General features: G+C 71.1%; 20 protein-coding genes and 3 tRNA genes. 14 read left to right on the top strand and 9 right to left on the bottom strand.

What is annotated here, in order from left to right:
- Entirely contained in the window at window positions 1-669 is a 669-nt protein-coding gene (locus F5972_RS22135) for an O-methyltransferase (protein ID WP_150935466.1), read from the bottom strand.
- 308 nt (window positions 670-977) lie between these two features.
- On the opposite strand from F5972_RS22135, the gene cimA reads away from it, so the two are divergent.
- The 4 genes from cimA to F5972_RS22115 all read left to right on the top strand — a co-directional run bounded on the left by cimA (window position 978) and on the right by F5972_RS22115 (window position 5,111).
- Window positions 978-2,552, top strand: a complete 1,575-nt coding sequence (cimA, locus tag F5972_RS22130) for a citramalate synthase (RefSeq protein WP_150935465.1) — start codon at window positions 978-980, stop codon at window positions 2,550-2,552.
- Between the two features lie 301 nt (window positions 2,553-2,853).
- Window positions 2,854-3,348 (top strand): group I truncated hemoglobin, encoded by a 495-nt coding sequence (locus F5972_RS22125; RefSeq protein ID WP_225311727.1) that lies wholly within the window; start codon window positions 2,854-2,856, stop codon window positions 3,346-3,348.
- Window positions 3,349-4,470, top strand: a complete 1,122-nt coding sequence (locus F5972_RS22120) for a globin domain-containing protein (protein WP_150935464.1) — start codon at window positions 3,349-3,351, stop codon at window positions 4,468-4,470.
- A gap of 8 nt (window positions 4,471-4,478) precedes the next feature.
- On the top strand, window positions 4,479-5,111 hold the full coding sequence (locus F5972_RS22115) for a DivIVA domain-containing protein (RefSeq protein WP_225311726.1): 633 nt from the start codon (window positions 4,479-4,481) through the stop codon (window positions 5,109-5,111).
- A 25-nt stretch (window positions 5,112-5,136) separates the two neighbouring features.
- Here F5972_RS22115 and F5972_RS22110 read toward each other — a convergent pair whose 3' ends face one another.
- A complete protein-coding gene (locus tag F5972_RS22110; protein WP_150935462.1) occupies window positions 5,137-6,813 on the bottom strand; it encodes a heparinase II/III family protein in 1,677 nt (558 codons plus the stop codon).
- A gap of 310 nt (window positions 6,814-7,123) precedes the next feature.
- Window positions 7,124-7,513, bottom strand: a complete 390-nt coding sequence (locus tag F5972_RS22105) for an antibiotic biosynthesis monooxygenase family protein (RefSeq protein ID WP_225311725.1) — start codon at window positions 7,511-7,513, stop codon at window positions 7,124-7,126.
- 243 nt (window positions 7,514-7,756) lie between these two features.
- Between F5972_RS22105 and F5972_RS22100 the strand changes: the two genes are divergently transcribed.
- Both F5972_RS22100 and gltX read left to right on the top strand, forming a co-directional pair.
- Window positions 7,757-8,527: a fumarylacetoacetate hydrolase family protein gene (locus F5972_RS22100; protein WP_150935461.1), complete on the top strand. Its 771-nt coding sequence runs from the start codon at window positions 7,757-7,759 to the stop codon at window positions 8,525-8,527.
- Window positions 8,520-9,893: a glutamate--tRNA ligase gene (gene gltX, locus F5972_RS22095; protein WP_150935460.1), complete on the top strand. Its 1,374-nt coding sequence runs from the start codon at window positions 8,520-8,522 to the stop codon at window positions 9,891-9,893. The genes F5972_RS22100 and gltX overlap by 8 nt, the downstream gene beginning before the upstream one ends.
- Window positions 9,894-9,905: 12 nt before the next feature.
- Here gltX and F5972_RS22090 read toward each other — a convergent pair whose 3' ends face one another.
- Entirely contained in the window at window positions 9,906-11,888 is a 1,983-nt protein-coding gene (locus F5972_RS22090) for a M3 family metallopeptidase (RefSeq protein ID WP_150935459.1), read from the bottom strand.
- A 184-nt stretch (window positions 11,889-12,072) separates the two neighbouring features.
- Here F5972_RS22090 and F5972_RS22085 point away from each other — a divergent pair.
- From F5972_RS22085 to F5972_RS22075, 3 genes are all read left to right on the top strand, one after another.
- Window positions 12,073-12,144 (top strand) — tRNA-Gln (locus F5972_RS22085).
- Between the two features lie 47 nt (window positions 12,145-12,191).
- Window positions 12,192-12,264 (top strand) — tRNA-Glu (locus F5972_RS22080).
- A 13-nt stretch (window positions 12,265-12,277) separates the two neighbouring features.
- Window positions 12,278-12,350: transfer RNA gene (locus F5972_RS22075), tRNA-Glu, on the top strand.
- Between the two features lie 45 nt (window positions 12,351-12,395).
- Here F5972_RS22075 and F5972_RS22070 read toward each other — a convergent pair.
- From F5972_RS22070 to F5972_RS22060, 3 genes are all read right to left on the bottom strand, one after another.
- Window positions 12,396-12,638, bottom strand: a complete 243-nt coding sequence (locus F5972_RS22070; protein WP_150935458.1) for a hypothetical protein — start codon at window positions 12,636-12,638, stop codon at window positions 12,396-12,398.
- 117 nt (window positions 12,639-12,755) lie between these two features.
- The gene (locus F5972_RS22065) at window positions 12,756-13,478 is read right to left on the bottom strand and encodes an MgtC/SapB family protein (RefSeq protein WP_225311724.1); all 723 of its coding nucleotides are present in this window, start codon (window positions 13,476-13,478) and stop codon (window positions 12,756-12,758) included.
- Between the two features lie 31 nt (window positions 13,479-13,509).
- The gene (locus F5972_RS22060) at window positions 13,510-14,301 is read right to left on the bottom strand and encodes a helix-turn-helix domain-containing protein (protein ID WP_150935457.1); all 792 of its coding nucleotides are present in this window, start codon (window positions 14,299-14,301) and stop codon (window positions 13,510-13,512) included.
- An 88-nt stretch (window positions 14,302-14,389) separates the two neighbouring features.
- Between F5972_RS22060 and F5972_RS22055 the strand changes: the two genes are divergently transcribed.
- A complete protein-coding gene (locus F5972_RS22055; protein WP_150935456.1) occupies window positions 14,390-15,397 on the top strand; it encodes an LLM class flavin-dependent oxidoreductase in 1,008 nt (335 codons plus the stop codon).
- Here the strand turns inward: F5972_RS22055 and F5972_RS22050 are convergent.
- A complete protein-coding gene (locus tag F5972_RS22050) occupies window positions 15,375-17,078 on the bottom strand; it encodes a hypothetical protein (protein WP_150935455.1) in 1,704 nt (567 codons plus the stop codon). The two genes, F5972_RS22055 and F5972_RS22050, sit on opposite strands and share 23 nt — an antisense overlap.
- An 84-nt stretch (window positions 17,079-17,162) precedes the next feature.
- The gene (locus tag F5972_RS22045; RefSeq protein WP_111698126.1) at window positions 17,163-17,879 is read right to left on the bottom strand and encodes an IclR family transcriptional regulator; all 717 of its coding nucleotides are present in this window, start codon (window positions 17,877-17,879) and stop codon (window positions 17,163-17,165) included.
- 136 nt (window positions 17,880-18,015) lie between these two features.
- Here F5972_RS22045 and leuC point away from each other — a divergent pair, with 136 nt between their 5' ends.
- From leuC to F5972_RS22025, 4 genes are all read left to right on the top strand, one after another.
- Window positions 18,016-19,401, top strand: a complete 1,386-nt coding sequence (leuC, locus tag F5972_RS22040) for a 3-isopropylmalate dehydratase large subunit (RefSeq protein WP_150935454.1) — start codon at window positions 18,016-18,018, stop codon at window positions 19,399-19,401.
- Window positions 19,402-19,429: 28 nt separating this feature from the next.
- The gene (gene leuD / locus F5972_RS22035; protein WP_150935453.1) at window positions 19,430-20,017 is read left to right on the top strand and encodes a 3-isopropylmalate dehydratase small subunit; all 588 of its coding nucleotides are present in this window, start codon (window positions 19,430-19,432) and stop codon (window positions 20,015-20,017) included.
- Window positions 19,996-20,235 (top strand): SCO5555 family protein, encoded by a 240-nt coding sequence (locus tag F5972_RS22030; RefSeq protein ID WP_150935452.1) that lies wholly within the window; start codon window positions 19,996-19,998, stop codon window positions 20,233-20,235. The genes leuD and F5972_RS22030 overlap by 22 nt, the downstream gene beginning before the upstream one ends.
- A 72-nt stretch (window positions 20,236-20,307) precedes the next feature.
- Window positions 20,308-20,604 carry an HU family DNA-binding protein gene (locus F5972_RS22025; RefSeq protein ID WP_111698130.1) on the top strand — a complete coding sequence of 99 codons (297 nt, stop codon included), beginning with the start codon at window positions 20,308-20,310 and terminating at the stop codon, window positions 20,602-20,604.
- Window positions 20,605-20,784 lie beyond the last annotated feature (180 nt).

Here is a 20,784-nt window from a genome sequence, read left to right as displayed (position 1 = left end):
TCAGCGCGGGCCGGTGGCGTTCTTCCTGACGAGGGTGAGCCCGTCGGCGACGGGCAGCAGCACGCTGGTGACCCTGTCGTCCCGCGCGACGAGGTCGTTGAACTCCCGCATGACCGGGACGTTGCCCCCGGCGGCGGGGTCCGTGATCGCTCCGTGCTGGAGCGTGTTGTCCACCGCGATCAGGCCGCCCGGCCGCAGCCGGGTCAGGACCTCCTCGTAGTAGACGGGATAGCCCGCCTTGTCGGCGTCGATGAAGGCGAAGTCGACGTGCTCGTCCGGAGGAATCGCCCGCAGCGTGTCGGCGGCCGGGCCGAGGCGCAGTTCGACACGGTCGCCGAGGCCCGCCTTCGCCCAGTAGCGCCGGGCCACGTCGGTCCACTCCTCGCTCACGTCGCAGGCGATCAGCCGGCCGTCGGCGGGCAGCCCCCTGGCGATGCAGATGGAGGAGTATCCGGTGAAGGTCCCCACCTCGACGGCCAGCCGGGCGCCGCTGATCTGGACGAGCAGGGTGAGCAGGGTGCCCTGCTCCGGGGCGATCTGCATGGTGCTGCGGTCGCCCATCAGCCTGCGGGTCTCCTCCGCCAGCTCGGCGAGCAGGGCGTCGGGCGGCGTGGTGTGCGCGGCGGCGTACTCGGCGACGGCGGGTGCGATGAATTCGGCGGCCTTCATGGTGATCACTCTAAGCCGTACCCCGCTGAGCTGGGCGGACACCCGCGCACATCTCGTAAGATGAGACCGATGTGCCAGAGGGCGACCGGCTGTGGCAAACTGCTGAGCACCATGAACAACGGTCTGCTCATTATCGGCAGGCGCGCCGGCTGAAGGACATCGCCGGCGCGCAGACCTCTCACGTCCGTGAGGGGTCTTTTTGTTTGGGCCCCGTACCGGTGAACACAGGTCACTGAACACAGTCCGGTCGACGCGGCCCGGTGAACAGAACGCGCGGCGAGACGCGACCCCGCGAAGGAGACACAGAGATGGCCGACGACCGCTTCCACGTGTACGACACGACGCTCCGGGACGGAGCCCAGCAGGAGGGGCTCAACCTGAGCGTCGCCGACAAGCTGGCCATCGCGCGGCACCTGGACGGCCTCGGGGTCGGTTTCATCGAGGGCGGCTGGCCCGGCGCCAACCCCAAGGACACCGAGTTCTTCCGGCGGGCTCAGACCGAGCTCGACCTGAAGCACGCGCAGCTCGCCGCGTTCGGCGCGACCCGCCGGGCGGGCGTGAAGGCCGCCGACGACCCTCTGGTGGCCGCGCTGCGCGAATCCGGCGCGCCGGTCGTGACGCTTGTCGCCAAGAGTCACGACCGGCACGTCGAACTGGCTCTGCGGACCACGCTGGAGGAGAACCTCGCGATGGTCCGCGACACGGTCTCCCACCTGGTCACGGAGGGCCAGCGGGTCTTCCTCGACGCCGAGCACTTCTTCGACGGCTACCGGTCCAACCCCGCGTACGCGCTGGAGGTGCTGCGCACGGCGGCGGAGGCCGGGGCCTCGGTGATCGCGCTGTGCGACACCAACGGCGGCATGCTCCCCGACGAGCTGGCCGACGTGGTGCACGACGCGGTCGGCACGGGGGCCCGCGTCGGCATCCACTGCCACGACGACACGGGCTGCGCGGTCGCCAACACCCTCGCCGCGGTCAGGGCCGGCGCCACGCACGTGCAGGGCTGCGCCAACGGGTACGGCGAGCGCTCCGGCAACGCCAACCTGTTCACCGTGGTCGCGAACCTCCAGCTCAAGCGGGGCTTTGATCTGGTCCCGACGCAGTCGCTGCGCGACATGACCCGCATCGCGCACGCGATCACCGAGGTCACCAACGTCACGCCGAACTCCCACCAGCCGTACGTCGGCATGTCGGCCTTCGCGCACAAGGCGGGCCTGCACGCGTCGGCGATCAAGGTGGACCCGAACCTCTACCAGCACATCGACCCCGCCCAGGTCGGCAACGACATGCGCATGCTCGTCTCCGACATGGCCGGCCGGGCCTCGGTCGAGCTCAAGGGCCGCGAGCTGGGCTACGAGCTCAGCGGCGACCAGTCGCGGTGGCTGGTCGAGCGGGTGAAGGAGCTGGAGGCCAAGGGGCACACGTTCGACGCCGCCGACGCGTCCTTCGAGCTGCTGCTGCGCGACATGGTCGAGGGCGGGCAGCGGCGGCACTTCACGGTCGAGTCGTGGCGGGTCATCGTCGAGCGCCGGCCGGGAGGCGACGTGGTCAGCGAGGCGACCGTCAAGCTCCACGCCAAGGGGGAGCGGATCGTCGCGACCGGCGAGGGCAACGGCCCGGTGAACGCGCTCGACCGCGCGGTGCGACTCGGCCTGGAGAAGCTGTACCCTGAGCTGGCCGAGGTCGAGCTGATCGACTTCAAGGTGCGGATCCTCGAAGGCACCCACGGCACGGACGCGGTGACGCGGGTGCTGATCACCTCCAGCGACGCGACCGGCGAGTGGGCCACGGTCGGTGTCGCGGAGAACGTCATCGAGGCGTCCTGGCAGGCGCTGGAGCAGGCGGTGACCTATGGTCTGCTGCGGGCCGGACACCGCGCCTGATCCCCGCACCACCGGACGAACCGGGATGATCGGATCGCGATCGGACGCTCACGGGACGTGAGTTAAGGTCTGTGGTTTTAGTGACATTTGGTCTACTTAGTGCTTAGATAGGCGAAGCTCCTGAGGCGGTCTTCGCCACGATCGGCGATCCCGGCCACGGTTCCAGCCTCAGCGTCCATGCTCTGGCTCAACGGAGGGTGACGGCAAGAAGCATCTGCGCACCTAACCCCGTGCTTTCGCGCGCCCGCCCGGCTTCTGATCGTGTCCCCCCGGAAGCGGCGGGCGCCGCGGGAGCCGAGCCATGTCCATCACCATGACCAGCCACGTGACTGTATTCGGTTCGAACATTTTTCGGACACCGGTCATCCCCTCGCTGGCACACCCGGAATGGGAGGGTCTTGTGATCACCTCGCCGTCTTACTATGACCAGATCGGTGGCGCGCCGGTCGTCCGCGACGTCGTCGACGCCTTCTACGTGCGCGTTCTCGCCGACGACGACCTGAAGCCGTACTTCGCCGGCATCGACATGCCCAGGCTGAAGCGGCACATGGTCGTGCTGCTGTGCTCCGTCCTCGGCGGCCCGGAGCCGTACGAGGGACGTGACCTCGGAGAGGCGCACGCCGGCATGGGCGTCACGTCCGAGCACTACGACAAGGTGGGCGAGCACCTGTTCGCGGTCCTGCAGGCCGGCGGCGTCGGCGAGGACATCCTGCGCGACGTCGGCCTGGTGCTGGGCAAGGTGAAGCCGTCCATCGTGACCGGGCCCGCGGATACGCCGGCGGAAACGGCCGGCTGAGTGGACACGCAGGCTCTCAAGGACAGCTGGCACCTCGTCTCCCGTTCGGGTGACCAGGTGCCGCTGTACTTCTACTCCGTTCTTTTCCTGATGAATCCGGACGTGCGGGACATGTTCCCCGTGTCGATGGCGCGTCAGCGCGACCGGCTCGTGGGCGCGCTCGGGCAGGTCGTCAGCAACGTCGACCAGGTGGAGGAGGTCGTCCCGTTCCTCCAGCAGCTCGGCCGCGACCACCGCAAGTTCGCGGTGACCGCCGCGCACTACCCCGCCGTCGGCCAGGCCCTGCTCGCCACGCTCGAACACTTCCTGGGCGAACGGTGGACCCCGGCGCTCGCGCACGACTGGACGCAGGCCTACAACCTGGTCGCGCAGGTGATGGTCGAGGCGTCCAACGAGGCGGCGAAGGTGTCCCCGCCGTGGTGGGAGGCCGAGATCATCGGCCAGGAGACCCGCACGCTCGGCATCGCCGTCATCCGGGCGCGGCTGAACTACCAGTACCCCTTCCGCCCGGGGCAGTCGGCGTCGATCTCCTACTCCATGCGGCCGCGCATCTGGCGGTTCTACTCGTTCGCCAACGCCCCGCGCCAGGACAACACCATCGACCTGCACGTACGCATGGTCGACGGCGGCGCGCTCAGCTCAGCGCTGGTGATGGGCGCGCGCCGCGGCGACGTCCTGCGCGTCGGCGCGGCCGTGGGTGAACGGCTGACGCTCGCCCCGGACGTCACGGGCGACCTGCTGATGATCGCGGGCGGCACCGGCCTCGCGCCGCTCAAGGCCCTGGTGGAGCAGATCGCCTTCGAGGGCCCGTCGCGCAGGGTGGACCTCGTCGTCGGCGCCCGTACGTCGAGGGACTTGTACGACCTGGAGGCGCTGGGCAAGATGGCGGCCGAGCACCCCTGGCTCAACGTCGTCCCGGTCGTCTCCCACGACCCGTTCTACCGGGGCACCCGCGGGTACGCCGTGGACGTCGCGTTGCAGGGATGGCGTGGCCAGCACGTCTTCGTCTGCGGCTCGGAGGAGATGGTCCAGGCCACGAACGGACGGCTGCTGGACGCCGGCGTGCCGTCCGAGCAGATCCACTTCGACGAGTTCACGAGCGACAGAGGTCGGGAGTCATGACGGCGGATATGCCTTGGGGAAGCCCGGCGGGTGAGCGCCAGCCTCTCACCCCGGATCGGGTACGCAAGCACGAGTTCACGCGCACCCCCCTCGGGCGCCGTGGCTACAGCGAGGACGAGGTGCGCGCGTTCCTGTACCGGGTCGCGGACGACATGGCCGCCGGCGACAAGGAGAAGGCGGACCTGCGGGCGTACATCGACCGCATGAAGCAGTGGTACAAGGAGCACGGCCTCAACCCCGAGCAGGCCACCGGGTCGCAGACGCCGAGCGTCGACGCGATCAACATCCTCTCCCGCGCGCAGCAGACCGCCGACGCCCAGATCGCCGAGGCGGAGGACTACGCCCGGCGGATCGTCGGCCAGGCCCGCCAGCAGTACGAGGAGATGCTGACGGAGGCGCAGCGCCAGGCGGAGGAGGCGGCCAACCAGGCGGTCGGCGCCTACCGCGCGGGCGACGGGGTTCAGAGCGCGGAGGCCGAGGAGCTGGAGCGCCGGATCGCCTACCTGCGGACGTTCGCCGACGTCACGCAGGTGCAGTTGCGCGCGGTCCTGGAGGGGCTCGCCAACGAGGTCGGCAAGCTCGGCCACGTGCCGGACCAGGCCAAGCAGTTCGCGGCCGGCTCCCCTTCGGTCTACGGGTAGCCGCCTGCCTGCCCCGGGGGGAGGGCTACGACAGCGTGCCGGACGAACTCGTGCGCAGCGTGACCGGACCGGCCGGAGTGTGCACGATCAGCGTGCGTCCCGAACAGGTGACATCCGGCCGGTCGGTCCCGGGCACCACCACGGTCAGCAGCGAGCCGGCCACGGGCGAGACGATCACGTCGGCGGGCTCCTTGCGCATGTACGCCGGAGAGATCCAGCCCTGGTAGGGCGAGGTGCGCCCGCGCACCACCCGCTGGCCTCCGACCGGCCGGCACGACGGCATCGCGAGCTGGACGATCGACGCCTTCCACGCGCCGTCGGCGACCACCACCCGGCCGCCCGCGTTCGACACGACCTTCAGGTTCGGGGCGAGGTGCCACAGGTTGCGCAGCTTGCCGCCGCCGCCGTCGAGCACCGCCATCACGTCCTGGTGATGGCTGACCAGCACCGACCGCGTGCGCGCCACGCCGTACGCCCGGTCGGTGAACGTGAACGACTGCCGCTCCTTGTCCAGTGACCGGCGCACGAGCGTGGTGGGGGTGTGCCCCCGGAACTTCCGGCCCACGAGGACCGGCACGTTGTGGGCCTCCGGGCTCAGCGTCCACCGCCGGTACGGCGTGTTCTCGTAGGAGTGGAAGCCCGCCTCGGTGAGGATCGAGCGGCCCTGGGCGTAGTAGGTGACGCCCATGTGGTCCTCGTGGCCGTGGAACTTCAGGGCCGGCCCGAACCGGATCGAGTAGTAGGCCGACTGGGGGTCGCCCCAGGCCGTACGGCCGAAGACGTACCCGGCGTTGAAGACCTGCACGGTGGCGTCGGCGTGGTCGAACGCGGCGGGCTGGACGTCGGCGGGACCGTCGCCGATCGGCACCATGTAGCCGTTGGGCTGGGTCGCGGCGCTGATGTGCCGCGGCAGGCTCTCCCAGCGGCTCGCCAGCGCCGCCGGCACCTTCATCCCGCAGTCCTTGATCGTGTCGACCGCCACCCTGAGCCGGTCGTGCACGTAGATCGCGTAGCGCGGCGCCTGCTCGCGCAGGGCGCCCTGCCCGTCGATGTCGAGCGTCATCGACCTGACCATCCGGCTCACCGCGAGGTTCTTCCACTTCGGGTTCCCGTAGCGGCAGCCGATGCGCAGCAGGCCGATGTCCTGGTCGAGCCCGTGGTTGTGGCCGAGCTCGTAGTGCTTGGGGTCCGACAGCAGCTTCGCGTGCAGGGCGAGGCTCGACGTGAGCCAGCCCGCCTTCACGTACCTGCTCAGGCACACCAGGGCCGGGGCGCGCAGCGCGATGGGATGCTCGGCCCAGGCGTACTTCGCGGTGGTCCGGCCGCCGTACGGGTTGTCCGCGACCCAGTCCCTGGCGATCTCGACGGCCCGGTCGAGGTAGTCGGTCTTACCCGTCGACTCGTAGTCGGCCACGAGCCGGCCCATCCACCGCAGCGACTGGAACACCATCTGCCAGGACCGGTTCCGGTACGGGTCCATGCGCCAGTTGACGTCCTTGCCCACGGTGACGGCCGGGAGATCGAGGAAGGACAGCCTGCCGTTCATGACGTCGGGGGAGGTGGGGGTGGAGGGCAGCCAGTCCCCCTGGCACTCCGGCGTGCGCTGCGGCGCCCGGGCCGCGGCGGGCACGACCGTCGCGGCGGCGAGCGCGCCGAGGGGGAGCACGGCCGACAGGAGGAGGGCGGTGAGGCGGCGGGGCACGCCGGTTCCTTCCGGGATCAGGGCAGGGGTGCGCCATGCTGTCCGGTTTTTGATGATCCGGTCAAGCCACTTTGATCACAACTGCACAACTGACCTCGGTCTTCACCCTGTCGTCGCCTCAGGGCGGCCCCGCTGTCGCTCTGGCGTACCTCCGTCGTCGCTCACGGTGGCGACGCGCCCTCGCGCGACGCGAGCCGGGCCGCGCGGCGGCCGGCTCCGTCGACGGCGACATCGGCGGCCGGATCGCCGCCGACCCTCCTGGACGCCCGACCGGCTCGCGCGGCCCGGCCCAACCCGCTGAGGGGCCGGGTCACTCCTCCTTGGGTCCGGCGCTCTCGACCACCTCGAAGGACCACAGCTCGGAGCCGGTCGCGGCTGGACCGCCGTGCCCGTGCCCATGGCCGTGTCCCTGGCCGTGCCCGTGGCCCTGGCCCTCGCCCTGCGCGGCGGCCTCGGCCGCGGCCCGCGCGTGTCCCGCCTGGAACGCCTGGCTCTCCTGCCAGCGCCGGAAGTCCTCCTCGCTGCGCCAGCGGGTGTAGACCAGGTAGCGGTCGCCGCCCTCCACCGGCCGCAGCAGCTCGAACCACTCGAACCCGTCGGCGGACTCCACCATCCCGGCCCGGCCGGCGAACCGCTGCTCCAGCTCGCGCCGCATCTCCTCGGGCACCGTCAGCACGTTGATCTTCACGACCGAAGGCACATCGACTCCCGTACGCTCGACTTCATCGACTCCAGACCACCTTAAGTACGCCCATGGTGCGTACCCCACTAAGTGCCCCTCCCGCCAATCTTTGCCCCGTCGCGTCGCCCGGAGCGGCACCTCGCGGCGTTGTCGTCGTCGCCCGTAGCTCCGCTACGAGCTCCTCCTCCGCCTTGCGATGCACCACCCTGGACACCGCTCCGTACGGGCAAACCTTGACGGTCGCGGCACTAGGCTCGTGACGTGCGTATCGCGAGGTTCTCGATGGGCGACCAGGTCGCCTTCGGCGTGGTGGAAGAGGGCGAGCAGGTCATCGCCAGGATCGGCGGGCACCCCTTCCACGGGGTGGAGTTCACCGGTGAGCGGTTCCCGCTGGCGGAGGTCCGCCTGGTGGCCCCCATGCTGCCCAGCAAGATCGTCGCGATCGGCAAGAACTACGCCGACCACGCCAGGGAGATGGGCGGCGAGCCCCCGGCCGAGCCGGTCGTGTTCCTCAAGCCCAACACGACCGTGATCGGGCCGTCGGAGGCGATCGCGTACCCCGGGAAGCTGTCGGAGCGGGTCGACTTCGAGGGCGAGCTCGCCGTGGTGATCGGCCGGCTCTGCCGCGACGTGCCGGCCGAGCGGGCCGGCGAGGTGATCTTCGGGTACACCTGCGCGAACGACGTGACCGCACGCGACCTGCAGGCCAGGGACGGCCAGTGGGCCAGGGCCAAGGGCTTCGACACGTTCTGCCCGCTCGGCCCGTGGATCGAGACCGAGCTCGATCCGGCCGACCTGGCGATCACGACCACGCTCAACGGCGAGGTCAGGCAGAGCGCCCGCACCTCCCTCCTGCTGCACGACATCCCCGCGCTCGTCGCGTACGTGAGCGCGGTCATGACCCTGCTGCCCGGCGACGTCATCCTGACCGGCACCCCCGCCGGGGTGGGTCCCATGGCCGTCGGCGACGAGGTCGGCGTCTCCATCGAAGGAATCGGAACTCTCACTAACCGGGTGATCTCACGTGACTAGGGTGCGCTTCGCCCCTTCGCCCACCGGCATGTTCCACGTCGGTGGCGCTCGTTCGGCGCTGTTCAACTGGGCGATCGCCGAGCAGTCCGGCGGCACGTTCGTGCTGCGCATCGAGGACACGGACGCCGCGCGCAACCGGCCGGAGTGGACCGAGGGCATCATCTCGGCCCTCGCCTGGATCGGCATCAACGGCGACTCGCCCCGCTTCGAGGGGCCCTACTTCCAGTCCGCGTACGAGCAGCAGCACCGCGAGGCGGCCGCGAAGCTGCTCAAGGACGGCAAGGCCTACCACTGCACCTGCACGCGGGACGACGTGAAGGCCAGGACCGGCTCCGAGCACCAGGGCTACGACGGGCACTGCCGCGACCTCGGCCTGACCGAGGGCGCCGTACGGTTCCGCACGCCCGACGAGGGCGTGACGGTCGTGGACGACAGCGTCCGCGGGCGGGTGGAGTTCCCGAACGCCGCGATGGAGGACTTCGTCATCGTCCGCGGGGACGGCTCGCCGCTGTTCATCCTCGCCAACGTGGTCGACGACATGGAGATGCGGATCGACCACGTGGTCCGCGCCGAGGAGCACCTGTCGAACACGCCCAAGCAGCAGTTGCTGTGGCGGGCCCTCGGCGCCGAGCCGCCGGTCTGGGCGCACGTGCCCGTGATCGTCAACGAGAAGCGGCAGAAACTCTCCAAGCGGCGCGACAAGGTCGCCCTGGAGTCCTACCGCGACGAGGGCTACCTCGCCGAGGCGATGGTCAACTACCTGATGCTGCTCGGCTGGGGGCCCGGCGACGACCGCGAGATCATGCCGTGGTCGGAGATGATGCCGCTGTTCCGGCTGGAGGACGTGAACCAGGCCCCGGCGTTCTTCGACGAGAAGAAGCTGCGGGCCTTCAACGGCGAGTACATCCGGGCGCTGCCCCGCGAGGTGTTCGCCGCCCGCTGCGAGCCGTGGCTCGACCCGTCCTGGGACCGCGCGGTGTTCGCCCGCGTGGCCGACCTGGTGCAGACCCGGGTCGCGGTGCTGTCGGAGGTCACGGCCAACGTCGACTTCCTGTTCCTGGACGAGCCCGTCTTCGACCAGCCGTCCTGGGACAAGGCCATGAAGCCGGGGGCGGACGCCATCCTCGCCGGGTACGCCGAGCGCCTGGAGACGGTGAGCTGGGACCCCGAATCGCTGAAGACCGCGCTGGAGGAGGTGGGCCTCGCCCACGGTCTCAAGCTCGGCAAGGCGCAGGCGCCGGTCCGGGTGGCGATCACCGGCCGGACCGTGGGCCTGCCGCTCTTCGAGTCGATCGAGGTGCTCGGCCGGGAGCGTTCGCTCGACCGCCTCCGCGCCGCCCTCACCCGCCTCCAGGGCGCGTCCTGATCCCCTGAGGGGTCAGCGGAGGCCGCGCCGGTCGAGGAGCGGGGTGATCTCCGGGTCCCGGCCGCGGAACGCCCGGAACGCCTCCATCGAGTCCACGCTGCCGCCCCGGGAGAGCAGGGCCGTACGGAAGGCGTCCCCGTTCTCCCGGCGCAGCCCGCCGTTCTCGCCGAACCACTCGACCGTGTCGGCGTCGAGCACCTCGCTCCAGATGTAGGAGTAGTAGCCGGCGCTGTAGCCGCCCGCCCAGATGTGGGCGAAATACGCGCTGCGGTACCTCGGCGGGACGGCGGGCAGGTCCACCCCGGCGTCCCTGAGCGCCCGCCGCTCGAACTCCTCCACGTCCTCGTCGCCGTCGTACGCCGTGTGCCAGGCCCAGTCGAGCAGGGTCGCGGCGAGATACTCCAGCGTCGCGAAGCCCTGGCCGAACTTCTGGGTCTCCAGCATCCGGTCGACGAGGTCGCGCGGCATCGGCTCGCCCGTCTCGTGGTGCAGCGCGTACTCCGCCAGGATCTCCGGATGCGTCGCCCACATCTCGTTGACCTGCGAGGGATACTCCACGAAGTCGCGCGGCACGGCCGTACCGGAGAACCGGGGGAAGCGCACGTCGGAGAACAGGCCGTGCAGCGCGTGCCCGAACTCGTGGAACATCGTGTTGACCTCGTCGAACGTCATCAGGGTCGGCTCGCCCCTGACGACGTTGAGGTTGTTGACCACCACCGGCCGGGTGCCCTCGAGGCCCGACTGCTTCACGAGGCTGTTCATCCACGCCCCGCCCCGCTTGGACGCCCTGGTGTGGTAGTCGCCCAGGAACAGGCCCAGCGGCGAGCCGTCCTCGTCACGCACCTCGAAGACCCGCACCTCCGGGTGGTAGCCCCGCAGGTCGGGCCGCTCGTGGAAGGTGACGCCGTAGAGGCGCGTCGCCGCGTTGAAGACGCCCTTCTCCAGCACGGTGTTCAGCTCGAAGTACGGCCGCATGCGGCGGCTGTCGATGTCATGGCGGGCCTTGCGCACCTTCTCCGCGTAGAACGCCCAGTCCCACGGCTCGATCGGGTGCCCGGCGATCTCCTCCAGGTCCGCCTGCTCCTTGCGGGCGTTGGCCACCGCGGGCGGCACGAGCCGGTCCAGCATCTCGGTGACGGCCCGCGTCGTGCCCGCGGTCTGGTCGGCCAGGACGTACTCCGCGTGGTTCTCGTAGCCGAGCAGCCGCGCCCGCTCCCGCCGCAGGGCGGCCATCTCCCTGATGAGGCCGGCGTTCCCGGCGCCGCGGCCGGCGGAGGCGCGGTGGATCCGCTCTCGCAGGGACCGGTCGGTCAGCTCCGCCAGGGCGGGCTGCCCGGTGGGCAGGACCAGAGAGATCAGATATCTGCCGTCCAGGCCGCGCTCCCCGGCCTGGTCGGCGAGCGCCTGGATCGCGTCCGGCGAGAGCCCGTCGAGCTCGGCGACGTCCTCGACCACCACGGCGCGCTCGTTGGTGTCGGCGAGCAGGTTCTGCTGGAACGTGGTCCCGAGGGCCGAGAGGCGCTCGTTGATCTCCCTGAGCCGGTCCTGGTCCCGCGCGTCCAGCGTGGCGCCCGCGCGGGTGAAGTCGGTGAGGTAGCGCTTCAGCAGCCACCGCTGCTCCTCGTCGGCCGCCTCGACCGCCTGGACGCGCTCGAACAGCCTCCGGTCGAGGTGGATCGCGTCGGCGTGCTGGGCGAGCCTGGGCGTGACGGCCTGCTGGATCTCCTGCACGCCTGGAGTGGTGTCGGACGACGCCTGGTTGAAGAACACCGCCGAGACGCGGTCGAGCAGCGCGCCCGACCTCTCCAGCGCCTCGATGGTGTTCTCGAACGTCGGAGGCTCCGGGTTCGCGGCGATCGCCTCGACCTCCGCGAGGTGCTCGGCCATGCCCTGCTCGAACGCCGGCGCGTAGTGCTCCTCCCTGATCTCCTCGAACGGAGGCAGCCCGTACGGCAGGTCGCTGGGACTGAGGAAGGGGTTCGCGGCCGAGGTCATGGCGGGCGGCTCCTCACGTGGCGCTGGCGTTTGTCCCAGCCTCGCACAGAAGCCCCGGAGCCTTCGCCCGGGAGGATCGGATCACGAGATCGCGGGGCGCGCCGCAATCGTTTTGGTAGTGGGTCGCAAGCTGGGCTATCCTTTCGGAGTCGCAAGCGGGAGCCGCGAGGCCCCCGCAAGCAGATGGGGTATGGGGTAATTGGCAGCCCGACGGATTCTGGCTCCGTTAGTCTAGGTTCGAGTCCTGGTACCCCAGCTGGATCCCCCCACAAGGGATTCTGCTGGAAGCAGCGCAGTGTGCATGGTCCCGTCGTCTAGTGGCCTAGGACGCCGCCCTCTCAAGGCGGTAACGGCGGTTCGAATCCGCTCGGGACTACTTCACTGCACTCGGCTCCGTCGTCTAGTGGCCTAGGACGCCGCCCTCTCAAGGCGGTAGCGCCGGTTCGAATCCGGTCGGGGCTACATCACCGAAACCCTCGGCACCTCCCCGTGCCGGGGGTTTCGCCGTTAAGCATCTACCTGGCCAACCGCACGCGCGGGCGGGCCGCGGCGGCTGGGCAGCGCGATCTGCTGCTGCGCCAGGCCGGGCGGATCGAGGCCGGGATCTCCGCTCAGCGGGCGCGGCTCGGCTACCTGCGCGACAAGGCGGCTCTGTGGGACGCCCGCGACCGGGGTGACGCCGACGCGGAGGCCGAGGCGATGCGGCGCGTCGTGGACGCGGTGGGCCGTCTGGACCGGCGCCGTACCCACGCTCGAAGACGATCGCCGAGACGGTCCGGTGCTGAGTTTTCTGGAGGTGGCCGAGATCCTGTGCGAGCTCGGTCTGCTGAAGGCGGAGAGCCGACGGCGGGAGAGCCGCGGACGCACTCAGAGCTGGCGGGCGCCGGCGTCCTGGCTGGAAACGGTCAGCACGCCGTCGATGCCGGCGAGGGCGGAGGTGAGGTCGCCGATCGAGCCAGGGCCGTGGACCGTCATGGAGACGGTGACCGTACGGGCCTCGCGGCGCTCGCCGGGCTGTTCGATGGACAGCTCGCTCACGGCGAAGTCGCGTGCGCCGCACTCGGTCAGGATCCGGGAGAACGCGCCGCGGCCGTCGATGTAGGACACCGTCAGGGCGTACGGCGTGTGCCGGGAGCGGGGGAGCCGGGCGGCCAGCGGGGTGAGCCCGAGCATCACGACGAAGTGCCCCACGGTCGCCAGGGCGGCCAGCAGCCACAGACCGGCGCCCGCGGCCATGCCGACGCCCGCCGTGAGCCACACGGCGGCGGCGGTGGTCAGGCCCTTCACCGCGTCGCGCCGTACGAAGATCAGCCCACCGCCGATGAAACCGATGCCGGAGACGATCTGGGCGGCGACCCGGGAGGGGTCGAGCGTGACGTGCTCGCTGAGGATGTCGGAGAAGCCGTGCTTGGACACGAGCATGAACAGCGCGGCACCGAACCCCACGAGCGTGTGGGTGCGCAGCCCCGCGCTCTTCTGCCGGATCTCCCGCTCCGCCCCGATGGCGGCCGACAGCACCAGGGCGATGGCGAGGTCCACCGCCTGCTCCAGTTCCGGGACCGCCTCCACGGCCAGTGATACCGGCGTCACGAGAACCAGACTAAGACCGGCCACCCGCCGGTTACACGACCCCGAGAGCCCGGCCCGGTGTCGTGCCGGGGTCCGTTTCGCTCGTTCCGCCGGCGAACGTCCGGAGGATTCCGGCCGTCGTGGCGTCCGCCGGCAGGAACGCCTCCAGTTTCAGCTCGGCGAGCGTGACGTCGACGGCGGTGGCGAAGGTCGTCACGGTCGTCAGGAGACGCAGCTCGCCGAGCGAGGTGCGCAGGTGGAGCGGCACCGCGAAGCCGAGCTGCCCGGCGGACGGCTCCAGCGCGGGCACGTGCCGCGCCAGCTCGTCGCGCAGCTCCGGCAGGTGGCCGAGGCGCGTCAGGATGTGCCGGGCCCACTCGGCGAGGTTTCCGATGCGGGGCGCCAGGCCGCGCGGATGCAGCGCGAGGCGGTACACGTTCGCCCCGGCGCCGAGCAGGTCCGGATCCGCGTCCTCGGTGATCAGACCGAACGCCTCGTTCGCGGCGACCAGGCCGCCGTCGCGGTCCACGACCAGCGCGGGGTAGGGCAGATGGCCGCGCAGGATGTGGCCGATCGCCGTGCGCACCGGGGCGAGCGCCGGGTCGTCGAGGGAGCTTTCCGGGTAGGCGGGGGCGTACCCGGCCGCCACGAGCAGTTCGTTGCGCTCGCGCAGCGGCAGTTCTAGCCCTTCGGCGAGCCGTACGACCATGTTCCGGCCGGGCACGGACCTGCCGGACTCGATGAAGCTGAGGTGGCGCTGGGTGGTGCCCGCCCGCAGCGCCAGCTCCAGCTGGCTGAGGCGACGACGGGTGCGGCGGTCGCGGAGCGCGCGGGGGAAGTCCACGACGACCCTTCTAGCGGCATCCGCGGCGTCCCGGCCATTCCCTGCGGGGAATTGCCGTCGGTCCGCGCGGGTCGCGAGCATCGCCGGCATGGACATCGGTGTGCTGCTTCCGACCGGAACCGCCCAGTGGGGCGCGGACGGCGATCCCCGAGAGCTGGTCGCCTTCGGCCGCCAGGCGGAACGCGCGGGGTTCTCCTCGCTCTTCGTCAACGACTCCCTGATCAGCCCGCGCGTCGAGGCGCTGACCATGCTGGCGGCGCTCGCCCCGGCGACCGCGAACGTGACCCTGGGGACGGGCGCGCTGCTGCCCTTCCTGCGGCGGCCGATCCAGGCCGCCCAGGCCCTCGCGTCGATCGACCTGCTCAGCGGGGGCCGGCTGACGGTCGCGGTCGGCGCGGGGTTTCCCGGCCGGTTCGGGCGGCCGTTCTACACGCTGTCGGAGGTGCCGTGGGAGCGCCGCTTCACGCGGCTCGACGAGACGGTGGCGCTGTGGCGCGCGCTGTGGAAGGGCGAGACCTCCTTCCGCGGCGAGATCCTCCGGTTCGACGACATCCCGCCCGCCACCCGGCCGTTCCGCCCCGGCGGGCCGCCGATCTGGCTGGGCGGCGCCACGCCGGCCGCGCTCGACCGCGCGGGGCGGCACTACGACGGGTGGCTGCCCTATCCGCCCGACCCGGCCGACTACGCCGCCGGGCTCGCGGCCGTACGGAACGCGGCGGGCGGGGCGGGGCGGCGGCCCGGGGACGTCACCCCGGCCCTGTTCGTGTCCGTGTGGATCGACGAGGACGGCCCGGAGGCCGGTCGCCGGGCCCTCGACGCGTACGCGCGGGCGGCGTACGGCATGCCGCTGGAGGAGCTGGAGCGGATCCAGGCGGTCGTCACCGGCACCGGCGGCCAGGTGCTCGCGGGCCTGCGCCGCTACGTGGCCGCGGGGGCGCGGCACCTGGTCGTCCGCCTGGGCGCCCTGAGCCTGCACGGCCAGCGCGACCAGCTCGACCGGGTCGCCGATCTGATCGCGCCGCTCCGTGAGGCTCAGCCGGAGGCCGGGCTCGCCCACGACGGGACGAGGCGGGTCACCGCCCCGAGCGCGCCTTGAACAGGGCCCGCTTGGCGGCCTTCCCCACCTGCTTGTCCGGGTGGGCCTCGTCGATGAGCTCCAGCAGCTCTTCGAGGTGCGGGTGCCGGACCTTCCAGATCACGTCGAGCAGCCCGATGAGCGTCGGCGCCGGGCCGATGTCGTGCAGGCTCGACACGAACTCCGGCCGGCCGAGGCCCGCGGAGATCGTCCACATGTCCAGGATCAGCCAGTGGGTGTCCGCCTGGGTGGGCTCGGGGGCGTCCTCGACGTCCATCTGGGTCAGGTGCGTCGCGGCGTACGGCCGCAGGGACGGCTCCTTCAGCGCCTCCTGCCAGGCCGGTATGGCCGCCTCGCCCAGCGCGCCCACCAGGCTGGCCGCCTGCACCCGGACGAGGGCGTCCGCCTCCTCCTCGGCGGCGGCGGCCAGCAGCTCGGCGGCGGCCCGCGCCGGGTCGCGCAGGGCGAGCCAGGCGGCGAACTCCTCGTCGGCCTCCTCCTCGGACATGTCCGCGCTGAACGACAGCAGGTCGAGGGCGGTCATCGCGTCGATCGCGGGCCGGGCGTCGACCTCGATGTCCTCGTCGTCCAGCAGGTGGACGAGGCCCTCGGCGCCGAGCGGCGTCAGGGTCACGGTGTCGTTCTCGACGGTCACCATGCCGTAACCGGTCAGCCAGGTGAGCACGGAGGCGAGCGGGTCGCCCGCGGCGGCCCAGGCGTCCGCGCCGAGATCGTCGTACTCGGCCGCCGCCTCGGCCAGCTCCTCACGCAGCTCGGGCACCCGCCGGCCGCCCCCCGCCAGCAGCAGGCGGACGAGCAGCGCGCGGGTCAGGCCGGACAGGGCCAGCGTGAGGTCGTCGTCGTCCAGCTCGGGGTCGCCGTAGTCGACCGAGTGCAGGCCGAGCATCCAGACGTCGAGGACGTCGTCGTCGTCCTCGTAGGGCCAGCCCTCGGTGTCGGAGTCGACGCTGACGGTGTCGTCGCCGTCGGGGGCGAGGAACTCCAGGTCGATGGCGAGGTTCCACAGGTTCCAGATGTTGCGCGGGTCGGACAGGCCGAGCGTGCGCACCGCCTCGTCCACCTCGGCCTCGCCGAGCAGGGTCTCCTCGCCCACCTTGCGCCCGGTGCCGACCCACAGCGCCAGGTCGCGGGCCTGGGCGATGAGCGGGACCCCGCGCGCCGCCTCGGCCAGCTCGACGTCGGGGCGCAGTCGGATCGTGGGCAGCGCCGCGATCTCGTCGGCGAACGGCTCGAAGTCGCCGAGGCCCTCGTCGGACCCCTCCTCGTCGAGCTCGTCCTCCTCCTCGTCCCAGTCGCGCTCGGCGATGACGTCCTCCATCGCCTCCACGAAGTCGTCCTCGACCTCGTCCAGCTCGGCCAGCAGGGTCTCCAGGGAGGCCGAGCCGGGCGTGAGCCGTCCGGTGGAGGACAGGAAGGTCAGGTACGCCCGGACGGCCGGGATCATCCCGTCGGCCGCGGCGTCGGGGTCCTCCACGACCTGGGGCATGCGTTCGAGGAGGATCGTGCGCAGATCGCCGCGCTTCCACAGCCCGACGTCCGTACGGGCGATCAGGCGATGCCACAGTGCGACCGGGCCCACGAGATCGGGGTCGCTGCCCGGCGCGTTGCCCGGCGTCCAGAGGATGAATTCTTGGAGCAGGGGGCGCAGTTCAGCGGCGGCTGCCTCGATGCGATCTGTCACCCCGCCAGCCTAGGGCTATCGGGACGCCGCTCTCCAATCAGTTCGCATCAGTTCGCACGCTCAGTTGCACGGCCGGTCCGTGCGTCAGTTCGCCCGGCGCATGGCCTCGGTGATCCGCTCGGCCGCGGTGACGACCGGCGCGGCGTGCATGCGGCCGGGCGTGCGGGTCAGCCGCTCGATGGGCCCGGACACGGAGACCGCCGCGATCACCTTGCCGCCCGCGCCGCGGATGGGCGCCGACACGCTCGCGACGCCCTGCTCGCGCTCGCCGACGCTGTGCGCCCAGCCCCTCCTCCGTACGCTCGCGAGCGTGGCGGCGGTGAACTTGGCGCCGCGCAGGCCGCGGTGCAGCCGGTCGGGCTCCTCCCAGGCGAGCAGGATCTGCGCGGCGGACCCGGCGGTCATGGGCAGCGCGGAGCCGACGGGCACGGTGTCGCGCAGGCCGCTCGCGCGCTCGGCGGCGGCCACGCAGACCCGCTCGTCGCCCTGGCGGCGGTAGAGTTGGGCGCTCTCGCCGGTGAGGTCGCGGAGCTGGATGAGCACCGGCCCGGCGACGGCGAGCAGGCGGTCCTCGCCCGCGGCGGTGGACAGCTCCGAGAGCCGGGGGCCGAGGATGAAGCGGCCCTGCGTGTCGCGGGAGACGATGCGGTGGTGCTCCAGGGCGACGGCCAGCCGGTGGGCCGTGGGCCTGGCCAGGCCGGTCGCCTGGACGAGCTGTGCCAGGGAAGCGGGGCCCGCCTCCAGGGCGTTGAGCACGAGAACCGCCTTGTCGAGTACTCCGACCCCGCTAGAGTTGTCCATACCCCGATACTGCCGTCTCGCCATACGAGATGCAAACGCAATGGTGGGGATAACTAGATAGACTGTCCATATCCCGATATATCCGTCTCATCATGAGAGACATGACCGGGGGTACGAACGCGAGGAGGCGTCAACCATGGGTCGAACACTGGCTGAGAAAGTCTGGGAGCAGCACGTCGTACGCCGGGCCGAGGGCGAGCCCGACCTGCTCTACATCGACCTGCACCTCATCCACGAGGTGACCAGCCCGCAGGCGTTCGACGGCCTGCGCATGGCCGGCCGCCCCGTGCGCCGCCCCGAGCTCACGATCGCCACCGAGGACCACAACGTCCCGACCGTGCTCGGGCCGATCGCCGACCCGGTGTCGCGCGCGCAGGTCGAGACGCTGCGCAAGAACGCCGCCGAGTTCGGCGTCCGCCTGTACCCGATGGGCGACGCCGGCCAGGGCGTGGTGCACATCATCGGCCCGCAGTTCGGGCTGACCCAGCCCGGCATGACCATCGTCTGCGGCGACTCGCACACCTCGACCCACGGCGCGTTCGGCGCCATCGCCTTCGGCATCGGCACCTCCGAGGTCGAGCACGTGCTGGCCACCCAGACGCTGCCCGCCTACCGGCCCAAGACGATGGCGATCGAGGTCAAGGGCGAGCTTCCGGTCGGCGTGACCGCCAAGGACCTGATCCTGGCGATCATCGCGAAGATCGGCACCGGCGGCGGGCAGGGCCACATCGTCGAGTACCGCGGCGAGGCCGTGCGCAACCTCTCCATGGAGGGCCGCATGACCGTCTGCAACATGTCGATCGAGGCGGGCGCGCGGGCGGGCCTGATCGCGCCCGACGAGACCACGTTCGAGTATCTGCGCGGCCGTCCGCACGCGCCTTCGGGCGAGGCGTGGGACCAGGCGGTCGAGTACTGGAAGACGCTGCGCACCGACGACGACGCCGTGTTCGACAAGGTCGTGGAGATCGACGCCGCGGCCCTCACACCGTTCGTCACCTGGGGCACCAACCCGGGGCAGGGCGCGCCGCTCGGCGCCGCCGTGCCGTCGCCGGAGCAGTTCGCCGACCCGGTCGAGCGGGCCGCCGCCGAGCGGGCGCTGGAGTACATGGGCCTCACCGCCGGCACGCCGCTGCGCGACGTCCAGGTCGACACGGTCTTCGTCGGATCGTGCACCAACGGCCGCATCGAGGACCTGCGCGCCGCCGCCGAGATCCTGCGCGGGCGCTCGGTCGTCACCCGCACGCTGATCGTCCCGGGCTCCATGGGGGTCAAGAAGGCCGCCGAGGAGGAGGGCCTGCACGAGGTCTTCACGGCGGCCGGCGCCGAGTGGCGGGAGGCCGGCTGTTCGATGTGCCTCGGCATGAACCCCGACACGCTGAAGCCGGGCGAGCGCAGCGCGTCGACCTCCAACCGCAACTTCGAGGGCCGCCAGGGCAAGGGCGGGCGCACCCATCTCGTGTCGCCGCAGGTGGCCGCCGCGACCGCGGTGACCGGCCGGCTGACCGCCCCCGCCGACCTCTAGTCCGTCCACGTCCCAGGAGAAGATCATCATGGACGCCTTCACCACGCACACCGGCCGGGCCGTGCCGCTGCGCCGCAGCAACGTGGACACCGACCAGATCATCCCGGCCGTCTGGCTCAAGCAGGTCAGCCGTACGGGCTTCGAGAAGGGCCTGTTCGCCGCCTGGCGGGAGGACCCGTCGTTCGTGCTCAACGACCCGGCGTACGAGGGCGCGTCGATCCTCGTCTCCGGGCCCGACTTCGGCACCGGCTCCTCGCGTGAGCACGCCGTCTGGGCCCTGCAGCAGTACGGCTTCCGCGCCGTGATCGCCTCGCGGTTCGGCGACATCTTCCGCAACAACTCCACCAAGATGGGCCTGCTGCCGGTCGTTCTGCCCGAGGACGTCGTCAAGAGCCTGCAGGACGCGGTCGAGGCCGACCCGAAGACGGAGATCACCGTCGACCTCGTGGAACGCCAGGTGCGCGCGGGCGACCTGGTCGCGCCGTTCGAGATCGACGACTACACCCGCTGGCGGCTGCTGGAGGGCCTCGACGACATCGGCCTGACCCTGCGTCACGCGGACGCCGTCGAGGAGTACGAGAATGGACGGCAGCCATGGCTGCCGACGACCGTCTGAACGAGCCTCAGACCGAAGACGCGCTGCTGGCGCGGCGACTGCGTGATGCGCATCGCCGCGTCAGGGCGTTAGCCTTACCACAGGAGGAGCAGGCCCGCCTGGCGCGACGGCTGCTTGCTATCTGTGACGTGGCAAAGCGGGACATAGCCCATGCGGCCGCCCGGCTGGACGTCTTCATCGCCTATCTGGACGGCGCATCCGACACGCCGAGCAGGTGAAACATGCCCCCCGGTGATTGAGTCCCGCGACCTCGTCCCCTAATTTCAAGCGCGTAAGGGGGAGGAACCAAAATGAACAAGAAGGAACTCGTCGACGCGATCACGGATCGTGTCGGTGACAAGAAGACGGCCACCGAGGCCGTCAACGCCGTCCTCGACGCCATCCAGGGTGCCGTCGCCAGCGGCGACAAGGTCTCGATCACCGGCTTCGGCGCCTTCGAGATGGTGCACAAGCCCGCCCGTACGGCTCGCAACCCCTCCACAGGCGACCCGATCAAGGTGGAGGAGAGCTGGGCGCCAAGGTTCCGCCCTGGCGCGGACTTCAAGGAGCAGGTCAACGCGGGCGGCAAGGCCGCCAAGAAGAAGTAGCCGGCCCGCGGGGTCCGGCGACGGCCGGCCCTGTGGTCGTCGCCGGCATCGTGGTTTCAGCAAGTTCCACGCAGATTTGGCACACGCTGGTTCGACACTGTGAACGGCGCCCGGGGAATCCCGGGCGCCGTTCGTCTTGTGCCCGTCATGACGGGGTAAACAGGGCGAAACTGGGGCCTG

It is taken from the genome of Microbispora cellulosiformans, from assembly GCF_008728085.1.
Classification (GTDB): Bacteria; Actinomycetota; Actinomycetes; order Streptosporangiales; family Streptosporangiaceae; genus Microbispora; species Microbispora amethystogenes.
This window is presented reverse-complemented; position numbering and strand designations above follow the sequence as displayed.

Excerpts from the sequence above, each read along its gene's own strand:
- F5972_RS22135 (WP_150935466.1), bottom strand. The coding sequence starts at position 669 with ATGAAGGCCGCCGAATTCATCGCACCCGCCGTCGCCGAGTACGCCGCC.
- cimA (WP_150935465.1), top strand. The coding sequence starts at position 978 with ATGGCCGACGACCGCTTCCACGTGTACGACACGACGCTCCGGGACGGA.
- F5972_RS22125 (WP_225311727.1), top strand. The coding sequence starts at position 2,854 with ATGTCCATCACCATGACCAGCCACGTGACTGTATTCGGTTCGAACATT.
- F5972_RS22115 (WP_225311726.1), top strand. The coding sequence starts at position 4,479 with ATGCCTTGGGGAAGCCCGGCGGGTGAGCGCCAGCCTCTCACCCCGGAT.
- F5972_RS22090 (WP_150935459.1), bottom strand. The coding sequence starts at position 11,888 with ATGACCTCGGCCGCGAACCCCTTCCTCAGTCCCAGCGACCTGCCGTAC.
- F5972_RS22055 (WP_150935456.1), top strand. The coding sequence starts at position 14,390 with ATGGACATCGGTGTGCTGCTTCCGACCGGAACCGCCCAGTGGGGCGCG.
- F5972_RS22045 (WP_111698126.1), bottom strand. The coding sequence starts at position 17,879 with ATGGACAACTCTAGCGGGGTCGGAGTACTCGACAAGGCGGTTCTCGTG.
- leuC (WP_150935454.1), top strand. The coding sequence starts at position 18,016 with ATGGGTCGAACACTGGCTGAGAAAGTCTGGGAGCAGCACGTCGTACGC.
- leuD (WP_150935453.1), top strand. The coding sequence starts at position 19,430 with ATGGACGCCTTCACCACGCACACCGGCCGGGCCGTGCCGCTGCGCCGC.
- F5972_RS22030 (WP_150935452.1), top strand. The coding sequence starts at position 19,996 with ATGGCTGCCGACGACCGTCTGAACGAGCCTCAGACCGAAGACGCGCTG.
- F5972_RS22025 (WP_111698130.1), top strand. The coding sequence starts at position 20,308 with ATGAACAAGAAGGAACTCGTCGACGCGATCACGGATCGTGTCGGTGAC.